Source organism: Neoaquamicrobium sediminum, from assembly GCF_040970315.1.
Classification (GTDB): Bacteria; Pseudomonadota; Alphaproteobacteria; order Rhizobiales; family Rhizobiaceae; genus Aerobium; species Aerobium sediminum.
Map to the genome: position 1 here is coordinate 19095 of NZ_JAZHFV010000001.1, position 22747 is coordinate 41841.

Consider the following 22747-nt stretch of genomic DNA (forward strand, 5'->3'; position numbering starts at 1 on the left):
GGGGATGACACGGAGAGGTCGTTCCCATGTCCAGCTTCACAAGCGCAGTCGTATCGATACCGGGCAGTGAGCGCATTGGGCGAACGCCCTTCGGCGCGCGCATGATCGTGCATGCCACTGCTGCCGAGACCGACGGCGCCTTCGGCATGTGGGAGACGTTCACGCCACCCGGAAAAGGCCCCGCACCGCACACACATACGCGCGAGACCGAGGTCTTTCGTGTGATCCGCGGCCTCTATCGCTTCCATTGCGGTGACGACGAGTTCGACGCGCCACCCGGCTCGGTTGTGGTGCTGCCGCCGCATGTGCGTCATGGCTGGGTGAATATCAGTGACGAGGAAGGCCAGATGTTCGCCACCGTGACGCCGGGCGGCCTGGAGCAGCTGTTCCTGGAGATCGAGGCCCTTAGGACCATCACGCAGGAGGAAATTGCGGCGATGGAAGCGCGCCTCGGCATCATCAACGATGAAACCGAGGCGCTTGGCGTTTCGTTTCCCGGCTGGTGACTACGCGGCGAGATCGCGCAGAACGTACTGCAGGATGCCGCCGTTCTTGAAGTAGTCCAGCTCATCGAGCGTATCGATGCGGCAAAGGATCGGAACGTCCTTCACCGTGCCGTCGGCATATGTCACCTTGGCCACCATCTTCTGGCGCGGCTTGATGGTCTCGAGCCCGTCAATGGTGACGGTCTCGTCGCCCTTCAGGCCCAGCGACGCCCAGCTCGTGCCCTCGTCCAGCGTGAACGGCACGACGCCCATGCCGACGAGGTTGGAACGGTGGATGCGCTCGAACGACTGCGCGATCACGGCGCGAACGCCGAGCAGGTTGGTGCCCTTGGCAGCCCAGTCGCGGGACGAGCCGTTGCCGTATTCGACGCCCGCGAAGATCACCAGCGGCACGCCCTCGGCCTTGTATTGCATGGCCGCATCGTAGATCGACATCTCCTCCTTGGAGGGATAGTGGATCGTGAAGCCGCCTTCCTTGCCGTTTTCGCCGAGCATGTGGTTGCGGATGCGGATATTGGCGAAGGTGCCTCGCATCATCACCTCATGATTGCCGCGACGCGTGCCGTACTGGTTGAAGTCGGCAACGCCGACGCCGTGGTCGGTGAGATACTTGCCAGCCGGCGACGCAGCCTTGATCGAACCGGCCGGGGAGATGTGGTCGGTGGTGATCTTGTCGCCGAACAGGCCCAGAATGCGGGCGCCCTTGACCGGAGCTGTCGCGTCCGCCTTCTGGCCCATGCCCACGAAGTAAGGCGGGTTCTGCACGTAGGTCGACTGGTCGTCCCATGCATAGGTCTCGCCGGACGGTGCCTGCACCTTCTGCCAGTTCTCGTCGCCCTTGAACACGTCGGCATACTTCGTGGCGAAGATTTCGCGCGTAACGTATTTCTCGATGAATTCCTGGATTTCCTGCGTGGTCGGCCAGATGTCCTTGAGATAGACCGGCTGGCCGTCGGCGCCCTCGCCGAGCGGCTCGGTGGTCAGGTCCTTGGTCACCGTGCCGGCAAGCGCGTGTGCGACCACCAGCGGCGGCGAGGCGAGATAGTTCGCCTGCACGTCGGGCGACACACGGCCTTCGAAGTTGCGGTTGCCAGAAAGCACGGCCGCGCCGATCAGGCTCTTGTCGTTGATGGTCTTGGAGATCGGCGCCGGCAGCGGGCCGGAATTGCCGATACAGGTCGTGCAGCCGAAACCGACGAGATTGAAGCCGATCTGGTCGAGCTCCTTCTGGAGGCCGGACTTTTCGAGATATTCGGCCACCACCTGCGAGCCGGGCGCGAGCGACGTCTTGACCCACGGCTTCTGCTTGAGGCCGACGCGGTTGGCGTTGCGCGCAAGCAGGCCCGCGCCGATCAGCACCGAAGGGTTCGATGTGTTGGTGCAGGAGGTGATCGCCGCGATCACCACATCGCCATGGCCGAGGTCGAAATCCTCGCCCTCGACCGCATAGCGCTTGGAGACGTCGACGGTCTTCTTGTATTCGGTTTCGAGCGACTTGGCGAAGCCGGATGCGATGTCTTCCAGCGGGATGCGCCCTTCCGGCCGCTTGGGGCCGGCCATCGACGGCACGACGGCGCCCAGGTCGAGCTCCAGCGTGTCGGTGAAGACCGGATCAGCAATGCCGTCCTCGCGCCACATGCCCTGCGCCTTGGAGTAGGCCTCGACCAGCGCGATGCGATCCTCGTCGCGGCCCGAGGTCGTCAGGTAGCGCAGCGTTTCGTTGTCGACCGGGAAGAAGCCGCAGGTTGCGCCATATTCCGGCGCCATGTTGCCGATCGTCGCGCGGTCCGCCAGCGTCATCGAGGACAGGCCCGGACCGAAGAACTCGACGAACTTGCCGACGACGCCCTTCTTGCGCAGCATCTGCGTGACGGTCAGCACGAGGTCGGTCGCGGTCACGCCTTCCTTCAGTTTGCCGGTGAGGCGGAAGCCGATCACTTCCGGCAGCAGCATGGAAACCGGCTGGCCAAGCATGGCAGCCTCGGCCTCGATGCCGCCCACGCCCCAGCCCAGAACGCCGAGGCCGTTGATCATGGTGGTGTGGCTGTCGGTGCCGACGCAGGTGTCAGGGTAGGCGACCGTCTCGCCCTCTTCATCCTTGGTCCAGACGACCTGGCCAAGATATTCGAGGTTGACCTGATGGCAGATGCCTGTGCCGGGCGGCACGACGCGGAAGTTGCGGAACGCCTGCTGGCCCCACTTCAGGAACTTGTAGCGCTCCTCGTTGCGCTGGTATTCGAGCTCGACATTGCGGGCGAACGCCAGAGGTGTGCCGAATTCGTCGACGATGACCGAGTGGTCGATGACGAGATCGACGGGAACGAGCGGGTTGATCTTCTGCGGATCGCCGCCCAGCGAGGCCATCGCGTCGCGCATGGCGGCAAGGTCGACGACGGCCGGTACGCCGGTGAAGTCCTGCATCAGCACGCGCGCCGGCCGGTAGGCGATCTCGACGCCGGCCGTGCCCTTGTCGGTGAGCCACGCGGCAACCGCCGAGATGCTCTCTTTGGTGACCGAGCGGCCGTCCTCGTTGCGCAGCAGGTTCTCAAGCAGCACCTTCATCGAGAAAGGCAGCTTGGAAATGCCGGTCAGGCCATTCTTTTCGGCCTCAACGAGGTTGAAATAAGTGTATTCCGCACCGCCCGCATTGAGCGTCCTGCGGCAATTGAAGCTGTCGAGTGATTGTGACACGTGCGATCCCTAACGTTCGGTTGCCGATTGGGTAACGGACGCCAGTGCATGCTCATCACGCGCAAAGGTGCGGGTACGGTCATTTCCGCTGTCCGTTCCCGTGCGACCCGGCCGTTCAAGGCGGCGCGCGCGCTGGTTCGGCGCAATATGGTTCCCGTGCCGACCGCTGGCACGGTTGCCCCGCATATAGAGAATTTCGTAGAATAGTTCTAGAGCGCTTTGGGGTGAATTTGCTGCATCGCACCGGGTGGTCCGGCGCAGCCGGAGAACTGGAAGGCATGCGGCTGATTGCCGAGAACCTGGCGGGAGAACGCGGCGGAGAGCCGGTTTTCTCTGATGTAAGCTTTGCCATCGGAGAGGGCGAAGGCCTCGTCGTGACCGGTCCGAACGGGTCCGGTAAGTCGACGCTGCTGCGCATTGTCGCCGGCCTCCTGCCGGCAAGCGGCGGCCTGATTCGGCTGGACGGTGGAGGCGAGCAATGGCCAGACATAGCCTCGGCCTGCCACTATCTCGGCCACGCCAACGCGATGAAGACAGCGCTGAGCGTGGATGAGAACCTGCATTTCTGGCAGGACTTTGCCGGCGAGCCGCATCTTTCGATCGACGAAGCGCTGGACATGGTGGGCCTTCCGCAGATCGGCCACCTGCCTTACGGCTACCTCTCCACCGGACAGAAACGGCGCATCGCGATTGCCAGGCTGCTTGTCAGCTACCGTCCGGTCTGGCTGCTAGACGAACCGACGGCAGGGCTCGACAAGGCTTCTGAAGGGCAATTCGCCGCGTTGATGCGGGCGCATCTCGAGGACGGCGGCATCATCCTCGCCGCCACCCACCTGCCGCTGGGGCTCGAAGGGGCGAAGGCTTTGAAGATGGGAGAGCACCGGGAATGACGGCTCCCTACGTTGCCCCCCTCTGTCCTGCCGGACATCTCCCCCACGAGGGGGGAGATCAGCCGGCCGCGCGGCTTTCGCCAATCGCCGGCGTTGCAGTAGGAACGGTGCGCGCTAAGCTGCCGATCTCCCCCCTCGTGGGGGAGATGTCCGGCAGGACAGAGGGGGGCAACGTAGGGCGCGAGGCTGCCGTTTGCCTGCTCACACCAGGGCATGAAGCTCCATGCTAGCCCTCTATCTCCGCGACCTGCGCCTCGGCATCCGCGCCGGCGGCGGCGCGCTGGTGGGTATCCTGTTCTTCCTCGCCGTGGTGGCCGTGGTGCCGTTCGGTGTCGGACCCGACCTCAACCTGCTGGCCCGCATCGGCCCCGCCATCCTGTGGATCGGCGCGCTTCTGGCCTCGCTGCTCGGCCTCGACCGATTGTTTCAGGCAGAGCGCGAGGACGGCGCGCTGGACGTGATCCTGCTGACGGAAGGCCGTCACCTGCTGGCGCTGAGCGTCTTCGTCAAATGCCTCGCGCACTGGACGGCCGCGGTGCTGCCGCTGGTGGTCGCCTCGCCGCTGCTTGGCCTGTTCATGAACATGGACCCGCTGGGGATCGGTGCGACGACGCTGACGCTGCTCGTCGGCACGCCGGCCATCGCCTTCATCGGCGCGGTCGGAGCCGCGGTCGCGGTCGCTCTGCCGCGCGGCGGCTTGCTTGTATCGGTGCTTGTCCTGCCGCTGACCATACCCGTGCTGATCTTCGGGGTGTCCGCAGCCTACGGCGCGGTCAACGATCCCGATCCATTCCTCCCTCCCTTCCTCATTCTTGCCGCCTTGACGTTGTTCTTCGCCGTGATAGGGCCGTTTGCAGCCGCTTTGGCTCTCAAGGGCGGGTCCGACTGACGACCGTGCGGCGAAGACACTCACGCGAGTTTGATCCGCCGCAATTGCAAGCGCCCGAGCCTGAGCCTAAGAAAAGCGCATGAGCGACACTGCAACCGCACAGTCAGCACGCTGGATCGACCTAGCCAACCCGACCCGTTTCGTCGCGCTGGCCGACAGGCTTGTGCCGTGGCTGGCAGCGCTCTCCGCCCTGACTCTGGCAGCCGGCATATGGATGGGTTTCGCAGCACCCGAAGACTACCAGCAGGGCATCACCGTACGGATCATGTACCTGCACGTGCCGTTCGCGTGGCTGGCGATGATGTGCTACTCGCTGATGGCCGTCTCGACGCTCGGCACGCTGGTCTGGCGGCATCCGTTGGCCGACGTCTCGCTGAAGGCGGCCGCACCCGTCGGCGCCGCGTTCACGCTTCTGGCACTCGCCACCGGTTCGATCTGGGGCAAGCCGATGTGGGGCACATGGTGGGTCTGGGACGCACGCCTGACCTCCGTCTTCATCCTGTTCCTGATGTATCTGGGCATCATCGCGCTGACGCGCGCCCTCGACGATCCTTACCGCAGCGCGCGCGCCGCCGCGATCGTCACGCTGGTCGGCTTCGTGAACATTCCCATCATCAAGTTCTCGGTCGACTGGTGGAACACGCTGCACCAGCCGGCGTCGGTCATCCGGCTCGATGGCCCGACGATCCATCCGACGCTGCTGTGGCCGTTGCTCGTCTGCGCGCTCGGCTTCACGCTGCTGTTCTTCACCCTGCACATGATGGCAATGCGAACGGAAATCTGGCGACGCCGGGTTACCGCGATGCGGCGGCTGGCAGCCCGGTCGGCCGACGCGGAAAGGACCGCTTCGTGAGCGCGCATGCCCTCTACGTCTCTGCCGCCTATGGCATCTCCGCGTTGGTGATCCTTGGCCTGATCGGCTGGATTCTGATCGACCAGCGCAACCGCAAACGTGAATTGTCCCGGCTCGAGGCGGCAGGCATCCGCCGCCGCTCTGACGCGAGGCCGGCCACGCAATGAGCACTGAAACGGAAAGCGCCCGGCCCAGGTCGCGGCGGCTCTGGCTGGCCCTGCTGCCGCTTGGGCTTTTCATGGCGCTTGCGGCGATCTTTCTCGCCCAGCTTCTTTCCGGCCGCGACAACTCGGTGGTCCCGTCAGCACTCATCGGCGCCGAGGCGCCGCAAACGTCCCTCCCCCCGCTGGACGGTACCGGCCTGCCTGGTCTCGATTCGACCCAGTTCGAGGGCAAGGTGACATTGGTCAATGTCTGGGCTTCGTGGTGTGCGCCCTGCCGGCAGGAGCATCCGCTGCTGATGCAGATGGCGCAGGATCCCCGCATCGTCGTAGCCGGCCTCAACTACAAGGACAGACCGGAAAACGCCCGGCGCTTTCTGGGCGAACTCGGCAATCCGTACGCGCAGATCGGAGTCGACGGCAATGGCCGAGCCGCGATCGACTGGGGCGTCTACGGCGTGCCGGAGACGTTTCTCGTGGGCAAGGATGGCCGCATCGCCTGGAAGCATGTCGGCCCGTTCACGCCGGATTCGATCGTCACCGGACTGATGCCGGAAATCGAAAAAGCACTCGCGACAGAATAGTCACGAACAAAAAAGGCCGTTCGGGGCCGCCTTCTGTGTGCGGTCACCCGTCCGGTTCCCCTGAACGAATTTGTCAGGCCGCGCGCGCCTGCGCGATACGCTCCTCGGCGATTGCCTGCGCGATGTCGTTGGTGGGCCGCTGTTCGGCCTCGGCGCGCTGGAAGATGTCCATCAGCGTCTCAGGGATAAGCGCCACGTGCCGCATGACCTCCGCACGGTCGTAGCCTTCCGGCGCAAGCTCGGCGGCCACGTTGATGAGGCCGCCAGCATTGATGACGTAGTCGGGCGCGTACAGCACGCCGCGCCGCATCAGATGGGCCGCATCCTCATGGCGTGCGAGCTGGTTGTTGGCCGCACCTGCGACAATGCGTGCCTTCAGATGCGGGATCGTGTCGGCCGAAAGCACGCCGCCCAGCGCGCATGGTGCGAAAAGATCGGCCTCAGCCGCGACGATCGTCTCCGTCTCCACCACCTCGGCTCCGAAAGCCTCCCTGGCTTTGGCTACGCGCGCCGCATCGATGTCGGCGACTATCAGCGACGCGCCTTCGCTGTGAAGCTGCTCGCAGAGCGACCAGCCAACGGAGCCCAGCCCCTGGACGGCGATACGCAGGCCTGAAACGGCATCCGAACCGCGCGCGTGCTTCAACGCAGCCTTGACGCCCAGGAACGTCCCGAGCGCCGTAACGGGCGAAGGGTTGCCGCTACCGCCAACGGTGGTGCCGGACACATTCGGCGTGCGTTCACGCAGGAAGTTGGCGTCATCCAGCGTCAGCCCGACATCTTCGCCGGTATAGTACTGGCCGTTCAGGGCCGCCAGCATCTCGGCATATGCCTCGAGCATTGCCGGCGTCTTTTCGGTCTTTGAATCCGCCTTGATGACGGCCTTGCCGCCGCCGAACGGCATGCGCGCGATGGCAGACTTGAAGGTCATGCCGCGCGAAAGCCGCAGCGCGTCGGTGAGTGCGGCGTCGAACGTCGCGTGCGGCCACACCCGCGTGCCACCCAGTGCAGGTCCAAGCGCGGTGTTGTGGATCGCGACGATAGCGGTGAGACCGCGTTCATCGTCCTGACCGAGCCAGATCTGTTCGTGATTGTCGAAGGCGGCAAGCCGCGCGGCCTTCGCGGTGATGTCGGTCAGTTTCAATGTCGACGAAGCAGTGACCGGGCGCAGGGTGCGCGCCTCCCCTGTCTGCAGCATACGTTCCTCCCGGATGTTGCGTTTCCGGTGTAATTTTAACGCGGCAGCACGGTTTTTGGTTTCGAAGTAGCCTGGAAAGACGTTCTTACGTTGCGGGACCAACCGATTAGCATTGTCGAATATGTCGCGGGCGCTGCCGATGGCAGCGCCCGCGACATCGGTCAGGCGAGGCGAGCGTCGAGCGTAACCTCGATAGCGCCCAGCGCCTTGGAAACCGGGCAGCCTTCCTTGGCTTTGTTCGCCAGCTCCTTGAACTTGGCCTCGTCGATACCGGGAACCGCACCGACAAGCGTCAGCGCGCTGCCGGTAATGCCGGTGCCGGGCACCAGGGTGACGACGGCCTTCGCCTCCAGCTTTTCAGCCGGGGTGCCGTTCTCTGCCAGAAAATGCGAAAGCTGCATGGCAAAGCAGCCGGCATGGGCAGCCGCGATCAGTTCCTCGGGATTCGTGCCCGATTTGCCCTGTTCGTCCTCGAAACGGGCCTTGAATGAATATGGGTGAGCTGAGAAGGCCCCGCTCTGAAGGTCGATGGCACCCGTGCCTTCCTTCAGATTACCCTTCCATACCGCGGTTGCGTGTCGATCCATGGTGGTCTCCCTGGCAAATTGAGCTGCGTTGCCGCCGCGGACGCGACGGTTCCGCTTAAACATAGGGCAGCAGGCCCCGGCGTTCCATGATGCGACGGAAACTTGCCTACTGGCAGACGTCGACCCACTGCGCATCCGTCAGGGCGGCCAGCCGGTCCGGGGCGATGCGCACCGCAGCGTTGATCGCGCCGGCAGCAGGCACGACCTCCTCGAAGCGCTTGAGCGATACGTCGCAGTAGACCGGCAAGGGCTGTGGCAGCCCGAACGGGCAGACGCCGCCGATGGGATGGCTGGTCAGGGCGACGACCTCTTCCGCGCCCAGCATGCGCGGCTTGCCGCCGAGGGTAGACTTCGCCTTCTTGTTGTCCAGGCGTGCGGTCCCGGCCGCCACCACCAGCATGGGCTGCTCGCCCACGCGCAAGCAGATGGTCTTGGCGATCTGCGCCGGCTCGACCCCATGCGCAGCCGCTGCGAGATCGACCGTCGCAGAGCTCTGCTTGGTAACGATGACGGAAATTTCAGGGGCTTTTTCGGCGAAGAAAGTGCGGACGGATTCAAGGCTCATGCGCCGCACAATATCCGCGCGGCGGGATGATGCAACACCCGACATACGGGAAACTTGTCGCGTTCAGCAGCCGTGAGTATAAGCGCATCAGGGCGGGGTTATTCGAGGTTTCCCTGATGCATATCGTTCTGCTTGTGCTTGGTGTCGTCGCCGGTCTGGGTTTCTGGTGGTACCGCCTACGCGCCGCACATGATGCTGCGGGCGAGGTGGTGGATGCGGTGGGTCGCATGCGCGGGTCGATGCGGCGCAAGAAGATCCGCAACCAGAACCAGCTTTCGCCACTGACCGCCGTGAACGACCCGATAGTCGCCGCGGCGACGATCCTCGTAGCGGTCGCAACGGACGATGTTGCACTTTCAACGGCCCGCGAGGAGACGATCCGCGCCGAGATCGGCAAGCTGACGTCGCCCGACAAGCTGGAGGAAGCCGTTATCTACGGGAAATGGGCGGCCGCCCAGATCGCCGACACTGCGGTGGTTATCGACAAGCTCGGCCCATTTTTGGCCGAGCGGCTCGACGGCGCCGAAAAACACGGCATGATGACGATGGCCCGCAATGTGTGCGCGGCTGAAGGTCCCGACCTGCCGCTGGAAGCACAGCGATTCCGCCGGCTGACCCAGAAGCTCGGCCTCGAAGTCCACTGATCGGATAGCCCACCCGCAGCAGGCGCGGGGCTTGTCAGCAATCCTGACCTCGCCGAGCTTGACGCCAGTTCGGCGTCGAAGACGATCTCGTCGTTGGCAGCAACACCGCGGGCGTCCTGCGCCCGTACCCTCCAGACAATCGACAACTGGCGGTGGCTCAGCAGCCTATCAGGTTTGTCTGTGCAAAAATGTCGGCCTGTCCAGGGCCAACCCGTCTCCAGTACAGGCGCGCCATTCCGGCGCGGCAAAAGGGAGACGACATCATGGACCTGTTGCTGATGACTGATCATTTGCGGAAACTGTCTGCGGAGCCACGCGGCGCCCACCGGAGGAACTTTGCCGGAACTGGTCTCGCGATTCTCGGTTTCGCGCTACTGGGGTTTACACTGGCATCGATATTACACGATGGCGACGGTCGGCTGTCGCGCGTGAATGCAACGCCGACAACGGAGGATGCACGATGAAATTCGTTTGCCTGATCCATCATACCCAGGAAGCCTTCGCGCAGATGAGCGAGGCCGAACACAGCGCCATGCAGGCCGATTCGCTTTCTTATGACCGCGAACTGATGGACCAGGGCAAACTGTTCCTGGCACAGGCCCTGCGCCTGCCCGATGAGGCCAAGACGGTGCGCAGCCGTCGCCGCAAGCCCATGATCACCGACGGGCCGTTCGCGGAAACCAAGGAGCAGATTGTCGGCCTGATCGTGATCGAGGCGCGGGATATGGACGAGGCTGTCCAGATCGCAGGCAGGGTGCCGCTGGCCCGAACCGGCCACGTGGAGGTGCGCGAAGCCTATTCCATCCACGATTGATCAGATCGGCTCGCCCTGCAGAAGGCGCGGCGCGTGCTCCGACAGTCCGGACGCCTGGCGGATGAAGAAGTCCTTCATCCGCGGCATGCGCTCGACAATGCCCAGCCCGAAATCGCGCACCGCGCGCAGCGGGCCGAAATCATTGGAGAACATGCGGTTCAGCACGTCGGTGGTGATGCCCATCTGCAGCGTGTCGAAGCGACGCCATTGCTGGTAGCGCTCCAGCACGTCGAGCGCGCCGATGTCCTGTCCGAGCCGATCCGCTTCGACCACGACCTGCGCAAGCGCTGCCGCATCCTTGAAGCCGAGATTGAGGCCTTGGCCCGCGATCGGGTGGATGCCATGCGCGGCGTCGCCCGCCAGCGCGAAGCGCGGCTTCACGAAATCACGGGCCAGCGTCAGCCCGAGTGGCCATGCGCGGGGCTTGTCCGCAACCCTGATCTCGCCGAGCTTGAGGCCGAAGCGCTGTTCCAGCTCGGCCTCGAAGACGATCTCGTCCTCGGATACAAGCCGCTCTGCGTCCTGCGTCCGCTCCGTCCAGACGATGGAAGAGCGGTTGCGCCCGTCTTCGCCGGTCTTGAGCGGCAGGATCGCAAATGGACCGCCGGGCAGGAAATGCTCTTCGGCGCGGCCCATATGCGGTCTTTCGTGCTCGACCGTGCAGACGATGCCCGACTGGCCGTACTCCCAGTTCACCGTCCTGATGCCGGCCATGTCGCGCAGGCGCGACCGCACACCGTCGGCGGCCACCAGCAGCCGCGTGCGAAACGTCACGCCGTCGGCAAGATGCACGAGCGTTTCCTGCGCACCCCCCTCGAAGCCGGAAACGCCCACCCCTTCGATGATGTCGATGCCGAGTTCGGCAGCGCGGCGTCGAAGGGCGGCATTGAGGTGCCGGTTCGCGACCATGTGCGCGAAGGCCTCACCGGGCGCTACCTCGCCGTCGAAGGTGAGGAATACGGGCCGCACCGGATCGGCCGTGCGTGAATCGGTCACGACCATCTCGGTCATGGCCTGTGCATTGGGCTCGATCTCGTCCCAGCACCCAAGTTGCCCGAGCATGCGGGTGGCGGCCGCAGCAATCGCCGAAGCGCGACCGTCCTTCTGCCAGACCCCGGCAGGGGCCGCATCCACCACTGCGATCGCAAGGTGCGGGCTTGCCTGCGCAATGCTGACCGCTGCCGCGAGCCCAACATAGCCGGCGCCCGCGACGATCACGTCGAGGCGGACGTCGTCATCTTTTCTGGGCCGAGCCGGCATCGCGCATACCTTCCGTTTCCATCCGCAGGAACCCTCCCGCGCTTGACTTGTTCCGCCGAACTGTCGAAACCCGGATGACTTTCATTGCCGGGGACAGACCAGATGACGCAGGCCATGCAGGAGCTTCTCGACATACTCGACCTCGAGCAGCTTGAACACAACCTGTATCGTGGTCGCAGCCATAAGGTCGGCTGGCAGCGCGTATTCGGAGGCCAGGTCATCGGGCAGGCGCTGGTGGCAGCCCAGCGCACCGTCGATGGCGAGCGCTATGTTCACTCCTTGCACTGCTATTTCATGAGGCCGGGCGATCCTGCGGTACCGATCGTCTACGAGGTCGACCGCCTGCGCGACGGCGGCTCCTTCACCACGAGGCGCGTCACTGCGATCCAGCACGGCCATGCGATCTTCTCGCTCGAATGCTCGTTCCAGATCGAGGAGCACGGGCTCGAGCACCAGATGCCGATGCCGCTCGACGTACCCGGCCCCGAACAGTTGCATTCACAGATCGAGCTGCTTCAGGAAACCGGCCACACTGTGCCGGAATCGGTGCGCAAGTTCTGGGCGCGCGAGCGGCCGCTGGAGATCAAGCCCGTCAACATCGAGCACTACACCACGCGCGACAAGCTGCCGCCGCGCCAGCATGTCTGGGTGCGCGCCAGCGGCGAGGTGCCGGACGACCGGCGGTTGCAGGCCGCCATCCTCGCCTACCTGTCGGACATGACCCTGCTCGACACGTCGACCTTCGCCCATGGGCGCATCGGCTTCGATCCCGAAATCCAGATGGCGAGCCTCGACCACGCAATGTGGTTCCATCGCCCGCACAAGCTCGACGACTGGCTGCTCTACACGCAGGACAGCCCCAATTCGATCGGCTCCCGAGGCTTCTCGCGGGGTTTTCTTTATGCGCGCGACGGTGCGCTGATCGCCTCCACCGCCCAGGAAGGGCTGGTGCGCCTTCGCACGCCGCGCGAGAAATAGTCGATACTGTGCAATTGCCTAATTTCTAGGCAATTGTGTTGCTGCACCTGCGAACGGCGGTCGGCCGGTCTCAGAATTTTTCACGTATTTACAATCAGTTAACTGCGCCGGGGCAACTGGCACGCGGCTTGATTCACCTTTAGCACTCCTCGGCTGCCCAGGCAGACCGGCGATGTCACGGCAAACGCGGGGGACCCGCAAAAGCGAAGGGTGAAACCTTATGAAAATCGTGATGGCAATCATCAAGCCGTTCAAGCTCGACGAGGTGCGCGAAGCGCTAACCGCCGTCGGGATCCAGGGCCTGACTGTCACCGAAGTCAAAGGCTACGGGCGGCAGAAGGGTCACACGGAAATCTATCGCGGCGCGGAATACGCCGTTTCCTTTCTTCCCAAGGTGAAGATCGAGGTCGCTGTCAGCACCGATCTCGTCGACAAGGCCGTGGAGGCGATCTCCGGCGCGGCCAAGACCGGGCAGATCGGCGACGGCAAGATCTTCGTCTACGGCATCGATCAGGCCGTGCGCATCCGCACCGGCGAAACAGACACCGACGCGCTCTGAGCGGCACGGACCATCCATGGAGATTGCTATGAAAATTCCAACCTTCGTTTCAGCTGCCCGCGCGAGCGCCGGCATGCTGGCGCTGACCGCGTTCACCGCGATGCCCGCCTGGGCGCAGGACGCCGCCGAGGGTGCGGCCGAAGAGGCCGCAGAGGCTGCGCCGCAATTTGCCGCCGCGGCCGACACTGCATTCATCTTCAACACGCTGCTCTTCCTGATGGGTGGCTTCCTGGTGATGTGGATGGCTGCTGGCTTCGCGATGCTCGAAGCAGGCATGGTGCGCACCAAGAACGTCTCGATCCAGCTCACCAAGAACATCGCCCTCTACGCGATTGCAGGCCTGATGTACTGGGTCATTGGCTACAGCCTCATGTATGTCGACGTCGGCAGCTATTTCGGCACGTTCGCTCCATACAGCTTCGATCCGGTCGGGCTTGAAGGCGCCGACACGGCGGCGTTGCTTGAAACCGGCTATTCGACCGCCTCGGACTGGTTCTTCCAGATGGTGTTCGTGGCGACCGCCGCATCGATCGTCTCCGGCACGCTCGCCGAGCGCATCAAGCTGTGGCCCTTCCTCGCTTTCGTCGTCATCCTCACCGGCATCCTCTACCCGATCACCGGCGCCTGGACCTGGGGCGGCGGCTGGCTGAGCCAGATGGGCTTCTCCGACTTCGCCGGCTCCACGATCGTTCACTCGGTCGGCGGCTGGGCAGCCCTTGCCGGTGCGATCCTGCTCGGCGCGCGTAATGGCAAATACGCCTCCGACGGCTCCGTGCAGCCCATTCCGGGCTCCAACATGACGCTCGCGACCCTCGGCACCTTCATCCTGTGGCTCGGCTGGTTCGGCTTCAACGGCGCCTCCCAGCTTGCCATGGGCACGATCGGTGACGCGGCAGACATCAGCCGTATCTTCGCCAACACCAACCTTGCCGCGGCCGCGGGCGTAGTCGCCGCGCTGGTTCTGACCCAGATCCTCTACAAGAAGGTCGATATCACCATGGTGCTCAACGGCGCTCTGGCCGGTCTGGTGTCGATCACCGCCGAGCCGCTCGCCCCCGGGCCGTTCGCCGCGATCCTCATCGGTGCCGTTGGCGGCGTCATCGTTGTACTTGCCGTGCCGATGCTCGACAAGTTCAAGATCGACGACGTCGTGGGCGCGATACCCGTCCACCTCTTCGCAGGCATCTGGGGCACGCTCGTCGTTCCGTTCACCAACGCGGACGCAAGCTTCGGCACGCAGATCGTCGGCATCGTGGCCATGGGCCTGTTCACCCTGGTCGCCTCCTTCGTTGTCTGGTTCATCATCAAGGCCACCATCGGCCTGCGTGCGAGCCCCGAAGACGAAATGGCCGGCCTCGATCTCGCGGAGATCGGCGTGGAGGCCTATCCGGAGTTCTCGGCGGGCCGCTGACGCGAAACCCATCCCGTGGCGGCGGTCATAAAGGCCGCCGCACCTTTGAGGCCCGGTTCCCGCCGGGCCTCATTTTTGTCGACCGCCGAGACCGTCAGCCGCAGAACCAGTCGATGAATGCCTGCAGTTTGGGCGGCTGCCCGCGCGACGGATAGTAAAGCTGAAAACGGTCCGGTGCAGGCTCGAACCGTGACAGGACTTCGACCAGTTCGCCCGCTTCGATAGCCGAAAGTTCCGTTGCCCTGAAGCGTTGAGCGATGCCAAGTCCTTCGCGCACCGCCAGGCCCATATGGTCGTTGTCGTCCAGCACCAGCCGCGGATTCGGATCGATCCGCAGCACCTGGCCGTCGACGTTGAAGGTTAGCGGCTCCAGCCGCTGGCTGCCCGGCAGCCGATAGCGGATGATCTGGTGGCCTTCGAGGTCGCCCGGCACATCGGGAATACCCGCGATCTCCAGATAGCCCGGCGAAGCGAGCATGACCCGGCGAAGCATTGGCCCGATGGGGCGGGCGATCATGTCCATCTCGAGCGCATTCGGAAACCGGATACCCGCGTCGTAGCCGCCGGCCACGATGTCGGCCAGTCGGTCGTCGGTCGTCAGCTCCAGCGTGATTTCCGGGTAGGCCCTGATGAAAGCGCCCAGCCTTGGCAGGATGCAGACCTGCGCGGCCAGCCGCGACAGGTTGATGCGCAAATTGCCGGCCGGCCTCTTGCCAACGGTGCGGACCCGGTCGAGCGCGTCGGTAATGTCACCGAAAGCCCTTTCGGTATCCCGCAACAGGAGTTCGCCTGCCTCCGTCAAACGCACACTGCGGCTGGTGCGCTCGAAGAGCCTGACGCCGACCATGCCTTCAAGCTGGCGGATTTTCTGGGATACCGCGGAAGGCGTCATGCCCAACCGGCCGGAAGCCGCGGTGAAACCGCCGGCCGAAGCCACCATTCGGAAAGCAGGCAGAAGAGGGAAGACTTCCGGGACAATCATTTAGTATCTCTTCATGACGCTTGAAGAATGCATCGGCTCAACTTCACGATCAAGCCGCGTCATCTATCGCTCATTCCCTTTCAGAAGATGGAGTGACGAATGACCGGGATGACCAATCCGAAAATGCCGGACCCGGAGCAGCGGTTCGGCGACAGTATCGACGTTGCGATAGAGAAAGCCCTTGCAGAGCAAAGGATCGTGGGCTGCGTGGTTCTCGTGGCCGATAGCGGTGAGCTGGTTTACGAGCGCGCCGCCGGCTACGCCGATCGCGAAGCGGGCCTGCCGATGAAACCCCACACCGCTTTCCGCTTTGCATCGGTGACGAAACCCTTCACGACGATGGCGGCGTTGAAGTTGATGGAGGCAGGTCGCCTTTCGCACGAGGACAGGCTGACCAATCATCTGCCCGCCTTCAGCCCCCGCCTGAGGAGTGGCACCGTGGCCGATATGCGGATCCGCCACCTGATGGCGCATCTGGCGGGGCTCGACTACGGCTTCAACCAGCAGGCAGACGGTCCTTACGCCCGCGCGGGCATTTCCGACGGTCTCGACAACGCCGGCGGCTCGCTGGCAGAAAACCTCGAACGGATCGCGAGCGTGCCGCTCGATCAGGCGCCCGGTGAAGGCTGGCGCTACTCAGTGGCAACGGATGTTCTTGGCGCGGTGATCGAGGCGGTCGTTGGCGAGCCGCTCGACAAGGCGATCGGTGAACTGGTCTGCCGTCCATTAGGGCTCAATGCAGCCTTTGCGTGGCCCGGCGACGATCTCGCCATTCCGTATTACGACGCCGACCCGCAGCCCGCAAGAATGACCGGGCCGGTGGAAGTCCCGTTGCCGTTCGTCGAGGGGCCCGGCGTCCGCTTCGATCCCGGGCGCATCCGCTTGCACACTGCGTGGCCCTCCGGCGGCGCAGGCATGGCCGGCCGCGCCAGCGACGTACTGACCCTTCTGGAAGCTTACCGAACCGGCAATTTCCTGCACGACGATCTCCGCCAGGCCGCCCTGCTCCCTCGCACCGGCGCGGAGGCACAGATGGCCGGACCGGGCTGGGGCGCCTCCTGGCTCGGTGCCGTGCTGGTCGATCCCGGCACGGCTGGCAGCGCCTGGAGCCCGGGATCGGTTTCGTGGGGCGGTGTCTACGGAAACTGGTGGGGCATCGATTTCACACGAAAGAGAACAGTCGTCTCGCTGACCAACACGGCCTACGAAGGCATGATCGGTGAATTCGCGAGGGACATCGCCGCCGCGACCGCCCCATGAAAGATCCAGCCTATTGCCGGCTGGCTGCAGCCGAAGAGCGCTCCAGCCGGCCAGCGTACAAGGCCGCGGCAAGGGCAATCGCCGCGGAACCCAGCATGACGACCAGCATCCCGTAACGGGCATTGTCCGGCGTCAGAACGGCTCCCGTGATCGACGCCATTGCGGCGCCCCCGGCCACCGCAATGGCGCTCGCAAGACCGGCCGCACTGCCCGTCAGATGAGGCCGAACCGACATCGCGCCTGCATTCGCCGCCGGCATCGACAGGCCGTTCGAGAGGCCGGCGAACATGCAGGGACCGAACAGTGCCCAGACATGAGCCACCCCAGCCGCCCAGAGGACCAAGCCCAGAAGAAGACCGGCGCAGGCCACCATTCGTCCCCAAACGAGCATGGCCGTCAGTTGAAAGCGATGCGCAAAGCGCCCTGCAATAAAACTTCCCGACATGAACCCGACCGTGATCGAGCCCATGTAGAGACCGAGTGTCGTCGGCGACAGATCGAAAGAGGCAGCGGCAAGCGGCGCCCCGGCCAGAAAGGCGTAGAAGACACCTATCGAGAAGGCCATGCACAGCGAGTAGGCCCAGAAGCGGTTTGACCCGAGCAATTGGGGATAGGCGCGAAACTGTTCGGCAAGTGTGCTGGACGGGTTGGAGTTGGTTTCACGCAGATCGAACCAGCACAGGACGAACACGCCGATGCCGACGATTGCGAGGAACCAGAAACTCGCCCGCCATCCGAACATCTGGTCGAGAAAACCACCGAGGCTGGGGCCGAGCATCGGCGCCAACGCCCAGGCCATCGCCACATAACCGATCCTGCTTGCCGCATCTTCCCTGCTGGTCGTGTCGCGGATGGCCGCCAGCGCCACTGCATAGGTCGGCGCAATCACGGCCTGCACCATACGAAGAGCGAGGAATGTCCGGACGTCGGAAACCATGATGCAGCCGATCGTGGCCACAATGAAGATGGCAAGCCCCCAAAGAATCACCGGCCTTCGACCGAACCTGTCCGACAACGGTCCCATCACCACCTGCAGGCACGCCGAAACGGCGGCGTATGCCGCCAGCGCCAGACCGACAACGCCATAGCCCACCCCGAACTCCGCAGCCATCGCAGGCAAGGACGGGAGGAAGATGTTGATGGGGATGATTCCAAGCGCCGACAACAAGATCAGCGTGACGAGGTGTGGTGCGGTTGTTGTTTTCGACATGACGATCGGCTTCGGGAGCGAACAAATTCAGAGGCATAAAAAAGGCCCCATCCGGGGCCGGCTTACCGCGCATGGGTGCTTTCGCCTGGCAGCCTAAGCCACCTTGCCCACGCGCCTTCCCACTACGATCGAAACCATCTCGCTACTCATGATCTTACCCGCTAGACGGGAATCGGCGAGCGGTCAACATCGTCAGCGCACTGGAACAGACCGGTCTCAACACCGCACCGCGCGGTGGCGCATGGTTAATGCCGCCTTAACCTCCACCGCCTAACCTGCACTCGATTCCGCGCGGCCGTACTGGCCTGCGCAAACCATGCTTGACGGGGAGTTCTCATGCGTTCGGGTGCGTCAGCGCAGATGACCATCGGCGATTCGGGTTACGGCCTGCGAGGTTTCTTTCATCGTCAGTTGACGCGGGCCGCGGGGCTCGGCGGACTGGCGGCGATTGCCTTCTGCCTCGCCAGCCTCGGCACATGGAGTGTCGCCGATCCAAGCTTCAGCCATGCCACCGACAATCCCGTCACGAATGCGATGGGGTATCCCGGCGCTGTTGTCTCCGACCTGCTGATGCAGTTTTTCGGCCTTTCGTCCGTGGTCGCGCTCGTGCCGGGCCTTGCCTGGGCCACGTGGCTTCTGCTGGCCCGCCGTGTCGACCGCATGCCGCGCCGTGCAGCGGCATGGGCAGGCGGAGCGGCCCTGGCCGCCGGCATCGTCGGATGCATCGGCGCGCCGCCGACCTGGCCCCTGCCTTCCGGCCTCGGTGGCGTAGTCGGCGATGTCGCGCTCGCGATCCCGTCCTGGTTCGCCGGCAGCTATCCGACAGGTGCGGCCGCGATCCTGACCATCGCACTCTATGCGGTGCCGACCCTGTGGCTGCTTGCTTTCGGCGCGGCGATCATCCGCCGACCCGTTGACGAAGACGCTCCGGCAGCCTCGGGCCGTCCCGCCCGCAAACGCCGCGCGCAGGAAGTGGAAGAAGAGGACGATCTCGAGGACGACGAAGACGAGCGCGGCGGCTTGCTCGCGGCCTTTGGCGCGGTCACGCATTGGTGGCTGTCGACGCGGGCGTTCGTCAGGCGTCACACGGCCGGCATTCCGCGCCCGCGCGTTCTCGACCGCTATGACGATGAAGACGATATGCCGGAAATGCCTGTGGTCGCGCGGCGGGCCGACCGCATCGAACCCGGCTTCGACAATGCGCCCCGCCTCGACGAGGTCGAACCGCCCTTCGACGTCGGAAATTCCGATGACTATCAGGCATATGATGACGACTTCGACGACGACGTGGTCATCCGCCCGACCCCACCGGCGAGCGACGCTCAGGCCCAGGTGCGCCAGTTCCGCTCCGATGCGGCAACCCGCGTCGAAGCACCGGCAGCACGGCCGCAACAGGGAGCCCGCGTGCAGCGCGAGGCGCAGCGGTCTCTGATCGGCACCGACGCGTTCGAAATGCCGTCGCTGCATTTCCTGTCGGAGGCCAAGAACGTCGCCCGTGACCCATCGCTGTCACAGGACGCGCTTGAACAGAATGCACGGCTGCTCGAAGGCGTGCTGGAGGATTTCGGCGTCAAGGGCGAGATCATCCATGTCCGGCCCGGTCCGGTGGTCACGCTCTACGAGCTGGAGCCCGCGCCGGGCATCAAGTCCTCCCGCGTGATCGGGCTTGCCGACGACATCGCCCGGTCGATGAGCGCGATCGCCTGCCGTGTCGCCGTGGTTCCGGGCCGCAACGCGATCGGCATCGAGCTGCCCAACGTCAAGCGCGAGACGGTTTACCTGCGCGAGATCCTGGCCAGCCGCGACTTCGAGCAGACCAAGTGCAAACTGGCGCTGGCGCTCGGCAAGACGATCAACGGCGAGGCCGTCATTACCGACATCGCCAAGATGCCGCACGTGCTGGTCGCCGGCACCACCGGCTCGGGCAAGTCGGTGGCCATCAACACCATGATCCTGTCGCTGCTCTACCGCATGACGCCGGAGCAGTGCCGTCTCATCATGATCGACCCGAAGATGCTGGAACTCTCCGTCTATGACGGCATCCCGCATCTGCTAACCCCGGTCGTCACCGATCCGAAGAAGGCCGTCGTCGCGCTGAAATGGACCGTGCGCGAGATGGAAGACCGCTATCGCAAGATGTCGAAGGTCGGCGTGCGTAACATCGACGGCTTCAACCAGCGGGTCGCGCAGGCGCAGAAGAAGGGCGAGCAGATCACCCGCACGGTGCAGACCGGCTTCGACCGGGAGACCGGCGAGGCCATTTACGAGACGGAGCACCTCGATCTCGATCCGATGCCCTATATCGTCGTTATCATCGACGAGATGGCCGACCTGATGATGGTCGCCGGCAAGGACATCGAGGGCGCTGTGCAGCGCCTTGCCCAGATGGCGCGTGCTGCCGGCATCCACGTCATCATGGCGACCCAGCGCCCGTCGGTCGACGTCATCACCGGCACCATCAAGGCCAACTTCCCGACCCGTATCTCCTTCCAGGTGACCTCCAAGATCGACAGCCGCACGATTCTGGGCGAGCAGGGCGCCGAACAGCTCCTGGGCATGGGCGACATGCTCTACATGGCTGGCGGTGGCCGCATCCAGCGCGTCCACGGGCCCTTCGTCTCCGACGACGAGGTGGAGAAGGTGGTCGGGCACCTGAAACTTCAGGGTGTGCCGGAATATCTCGACGCGATCACCGAAGATGACGACGAGGACGATGGCGACGGTGGTGGCGGCAAGGGCGGTTCGTCCGGCGGCAACTTCGAGGATTCGGAAGATCCTTATGACCAGGCCGTGGCCGTGGTGCTGCGCGACGGCAAGGCGTCGACCAGCTACATCCAGCGCCGGCTCGGCATCGGCTACAACCGCGCCGCCTCTATCATCGAGAAAATGGAGCAGGAGGGCATCGTCGGCCCAGCCAATCACGCCGGCAAGCGCGAGATCCTCGTGCCGACGGAAGAAGACAAGTTCTAGATCGATGCAACCCGGTGGGCCCGGTCCCCGTTTGAGGGCGGAACGGGCTGGCCCAATTTCGGCCCAACTGAACGCCTAGCTGAAAAGGCATGAAGCAAGGACGGAATACGATGGACACCATGGCGAAGACCATTGCCGCTCAACCGGTATCTGGCATGACGCGTCGCAGCTTTCTCGGCGCCGCGGCGCTGGGCATTGGCGTGCTCGCATTGGCACAGGTCACCGGGCCGTTCGTTTCAACGGCCGACGCACAGGCCGCGACCGCACAGCGCATAGCCGACCATTTCGCCAGCGTCCGCACAATGATGGGCGAATTCGTGCAGTTCGGCCCGCGCGGCGAACAGACCGGCGGCAAGTTCTACATCGAGCGTCCGGGCAAGGTGCGGTTCAACTACGAAGCGCCGTCGAACTTCCGCGTGACATCCGACGGCACGACCGTCGTGCTTGAAAACACAAAGCTCCGGACCGCAGACATCTATCCGCTGTCACGCACCCCGCTAAAGCTCCTGCTGGACGACCGCATCGACCTCTCCGGCAACAAGGTGCGCGCCGTCAAGGAAGAGGACGACCTGACCACGATCCAGCTTGCCGACAAGTCGGTATTCGGTGATTCGACCATTACGATGATGTTCGACCCTGCCAGCTTCGAGTTGCGGCAGTGGACCATTACTGATGCCCAAGGCAAGGACACGACGGTGATGATCTTCAACGTCGAGCAGGGCGTGGTTTTTGATCCTTCGGTGTTCGCCATCGACCACCGCAAGGTGCAGGAGATGCAGCAGCGCAGCCACAACCGCTGACGAACGCACAAGCTGCGCTTTCTGTGGAATAGCGCCCGAGGCCGGTGGCTTACGCAGCCGTGGCTTGTCTTGTCGGCGCTCGACTGGCAGGGTCCGGCACCCGATTGCCTGAGACTCGATTCCCGCCATGCCTTTTTCCATTGCCACCTGGAACATCAACTCCGTGCGGCTGCGGATGCCGTTGGTCGCGCAGTTTCTGGCCGACTACCAGCCGGACGTGCTTTGCCTTCAGGAAACCAAATGCCCGGACGACCTCTTTCCGCTCTCTGCTTTTCGCAAGGCTGGCTACGAGCACGTCGCGATCAGCGGCCAGAAGGGTTACCACGGGGTCGCAACCGTTGCCCGGCGGCCGATCGAGATCGTCGAGAAGCGCCGCTTCTGCGACAATGGCGACTGCCGCCATCTGTCCGTCCACGTCGAGGCCGGCAGCCGGCGCATCCTGCTGCACAATTTCTACGTACCGGCAGGAGGCGATGAGCCCGACCCCGAGATCAACCCGAAATTCCGTCATAAGCTGGATTTCGTAGCCGAGATGCACGACGTGCCGGCGCTGGAAGCCGACAACCTCTCCTCGGTACTCGTCGGCGATCTCAATATCGCACCGCTGGAAACCGACGTCTGGTCGCACAAGCAGCTTCTCAACGTGGTCAGCCATACCCCGATCGAGACAACCAGCTTCGAGGCGATGCGCCGCGCCGGCAACTGGGTCGACCTCATGCGCCAGGCGATCCCCCCGGAAGAAAAGCTCTACACCTGGTGGAGCTACCGGGCGCAGGATTGGGCGGCTTCCGATCGCGGTCGGCGTCTCGACCATGTCTGGTCGTCACCCAACCTTTCGCCGGCGCTGACCGGCATCAAGGTGCTACGCCATGCCCGCGGCTGGGAGCGGCCGTCGGACCACGTGCCCGTCATCGCCTCGTTCGATCTGGATTAAA

Annotated in this window: 22 protein-coding genes; 15 read left to right on the top strand and 7 right to left on the bottom strand. The window is 64.2% G+C overall.

All coding sequences use genetic code 11. The features are described from left to right. Positions 1-26 precede the first annotated feature (26 nt). Positions 27-506: a cupin domain-containing protein gene (locus V1479_RS00095; protein WP_368801141.1), complete on the top strand. Its 480-nt coding sequence runs from the start codon at positions 27-29 to the stop codon at positions 504-506. Here the strand turns inward: V1479_RS00095 and acnA are convergent, their stop codons facing one another. After that, a complete protein-coding gene (gene acnA, locus V1479_RS00100; protein WP_368801142.1) occupies positions 507-3197 on the bottom strand; it encodes an aconitate hydratase AcnA in 2691 nt (896 codons plus the stop codon). Positions 3198-3475: 278 nt separating this feature from the next. Between acnA and ccmA the strand changes: the two genes are divergently transcribed. The 5 genes from ccmA to V1479_RS00125 all read left to right on the top strand — a co-directional run bounded on the left by ccmA (position 3476) and on the right by V1479_RS00125 (position 6574). Next, positions 3476-4087, top strand: coding sequence for a heme ABC exporter ATP-binding protein CcmA (gene ccmA / locus V1479_RS00105; RefSeq protein ID WP_368801959.1), 612 nt, complete (start codon positions 3476-3478; stop codon positions 4085-4087). Between the two features lie 223 nt (positions 4088-4310). Further along, complete coding sequence (gene ccmB / locus V1479_RS00110) at positions 4311-4976, top strand: heme exporter protein CcmB (protein ID WP_368801143.1); 666 nt, start codon at positions 4311-4313, stop codon at positions 4974-4976. Positions 4977-5055: 79 nt separating this feature from the next. Continuing rightward, positions 5056-5829 (top strand): heme ABC transporter permease, encoded by a 774-nt coding sequence (locus V1479_RS00115; RefSeq protein ID WP_368801144.1) that lies wholly within the window; start codon positions 5056-5058, stop codon positions 5827-5829. Further along, the gene (gene ccmD / locus V1479_RS00120) at positions 5826-5996 is read left to right on the top strand and encodes a heme exporter protein CcmD (protein WP_368801145.1); all 171 of its coding nucleotides are present in this window, start codon (positions 5826-5828) and stop codon (positions 5994-5996) included. The genes V1479_RS00115 and ccmD overlap by 4 nt, the downstream gene beginning before the upstream one ends. Next, positions 5993-6574, top strand: coding sequence for a DsbE family thiol:disulfide interchange protein (locus tag V1479_RS00125; protein ID WP_368801146.1), 582 nt, complete (start codon positions 5993-5995; stop codon positions 6572-6574). The genes ccmD and V1479_RS00125 overlap by 4 nt, the downstream gene beginning before the upstream one ends. 73 nt (positions 6575-6647) lie before the next feature. On the opposite strand, the gene V1479_RS00130 is transcribed toward V1479_RS00125, so the two are convergent. The 3 genes from V1479_RS00130 to V1479_RS00140 all read right to left on the bottom strand — a co-directional run bounded on the left by V1479_RS00130 (position 6648) and on the right by V1479_RS00140 (position 8924). Next, the gene (locus tag V1479_RS00130; RefSeq protein ID WP_368801147.1) at positions 6648-7772 is read right to left on the bottom strand and encodes a Glu/Leu/Phe/Val family dehydrogenase; all 1125 of its coding nucleotides are present in this window, start codon (positions 7770-7772) and stop codon (positions 6648-6650) included. 161 nt (positions 7773-7933) lie between these two features. Next, positions 7934-8359, bottom strand: a complete 426-nt coding sequence (locus tag V1479_RS00135) for an OsmC family protein (protein ID WP_368801148.1) — start codon at positions 8357-8359, stop codon at positions 7934-7936. Positions 8360-8465: 106 nt separating this feature from the next. Beyond that, positions 8466-8924 carry a YbaK/EbsC family protein gene (locus V1479_RS00140; RefSeq protein WP_368801149.1) on the bottom strand — a complete coding sequence of 153 codons (459 nt, stop codon included), beginning with the start codon at positions 8922-8924 and terminating at the stop codon, positions 8466-8468. A gap of 116 nt (positions 8925-9040) precedes the next feature. Between V1479_RS00140 and V1479_RS00145 the strand changes: the two genes are divergently transcribed. Together V1479_RS00145 and V1479_RS00150 are read left to right on the top strand one after the other, a co-directional pair. Next, complete coding sequence (locus V1479_RS00145; RefSeq protein WP_368801150.1) at positions 9041-9568, top strand: hypothetical protein; 528 nt, start codon at positions 9041-9043, stop codon at positions 9566-9568. A 460-nt stretch (positions 9569-10028) separates the two neighbouring features. Next, positions 10029-10382 (top strand): YciI family protein, encoded by a 354-nt coding sequence (locus V1479_RS00150; protein WP_368801151.1) that lies wholly within the window; start codon positions 10029-10031, stop codon positions 10380-10382. Here V1479_RS00150 and V1479_RS00155 read toward each other — a convergent pair whose 3' ends face one another. Continuing rightward, on the bottom strand, positions 10383-11642 hold the full coding sequence (locus V1479_RS00155; protein WP_368801152.1) for a ubiquinone biosynthesis hydroxylase: 1260 nt from the start codon (positions 11640-11642) through the stop codon (positions 10383-10385). 102 nt (positions 11643-11744) lie between these two features. On the opposite strand from V1479_RS00155, the gene tesB reads away from it, so the two are divergent. From tesB to V1479_RS00170, 3 genes are all read left to right on the top strand, one after another. After that, a complete protein-coding gene (tesB, locus tag V1479_RS00160; protein ID WP_173189114.1) occupies positions 11745-12620 on the top strand; it encodes an acyl-CoA thioesterase II in 876 nt (291 codons plus the stop codon). A 220-nt stretch (positions 12621-12840) separates the two neighbouring features. Continuing rightward, positions 12841-13179: a P-II family nitrogen regulator gene (locus V1479_RS00165; RefSeq protein WP_173189112.1), complete on the top strand. Its 339-nt coding sequence runs from the start codon at positions 12841-12843 to the stop codon at positions 13177-13179. A gap of 28 nt (positions 13180-13207) precedes the next feature. Further along, complete coding sequence (locus V1479_RS00170) at positions 13208-14590, top strand: ammonium transporter (protein ID WP_206680494.1); 1383 nt, start codon at positions 13208-13210, stop codon at positions 14588-14590. 94 nt (positions 14591-14684) lie between these two features. Here V1479_RS00170 and V1479_RS00175 read toward each other — a convergent pair whose 3' ends face one another. After that, a complete protein-coding gene (locus V1479_RS00175; RefSeq protein WP_368801153.1) occupies positions 14685-15572 on the bottom strand; it encodes a LysR family transcriptional regulator in 888 nt (295 codons plus the stop codon). 99 nt (positions 15573-15671) lie between these two features. Between V1479_RS00175 and V1479_RS00180 the strand changes: the two genes are divergently transcribed. Next, positions 15672-16832, top strand: coding sequence for a serine hydrolase domain-containing protein (locus tag V1479_RS00180; RefSeq protein WP_368801154.1), 1161 nt, complete (start codon positions 15672-15674; stop codon positions 16830-16832). A 10-nt stretch (positions 16833-16842) separates the two neighbouring features. Here V1479_RS00180 and V1479_RS00185 read toward each other — a convergent pair whose 3' ends face one another. Continuing rightward, positions 16843-18042 (bottom strand): multidrug effflux MFS transporter, encoded by a 1200-nt coding sequence (locus V1479_RS00185; protein WP_368801155.1) that lies wholly within the window; start codon positions 18040-18042, stop codon positions 16843-16845. A gap of 336 nt (positions 18043-18378) precedes the next feature. Here V1479_RS00185 and V1479_RS00190 point away from each other — a divergent pair, with 336 nt between their 5' ends. The 3 genes from V1479_RS00190 to V1479_RS00200 all read left to right on the top strand — a co-directional run bounded on the left by V1479_RS00190 (position 18379) and on the right by V1479_RS00200 (position 22746). Further along, positions 18379-21012, top strand: coding sequence for a DNA translocase FtsK (locus V1479_RS00190; RefSeq protein ID WP_368801156.1), 2634 nt, complete (start codon positions 18379-18381; stop codon positions 21010-21012). Between the two features lie 110 nt (positions 21013-21122). Continuing rightward, positions 21123-21812: an outer membrane lipoprotein carrier protein LolA gene (locus V1479_RS00195; RefSeq protein WP_173189103.1), complete on the top strand. Its 690-nt coding sequence runs from the start codon at positions 21123-21125 to the stop codon at positions 21810-21812. A gap of 127 nt (positions 21813-21939) precedes the next feature. Then, positions 21940-22746 (top strand): exodeoxyribonuclease III, encoded by an 807-nt coding sequence (locus tag V1479_RS00200; RefSeq protein ID WP_368801157.1) that lies wholly within the window; start codon positions 21940-21942, stop codon positions 22744-22746. The last annotated feature ends 1 nt before the right edge of the window (position 22747 follow it).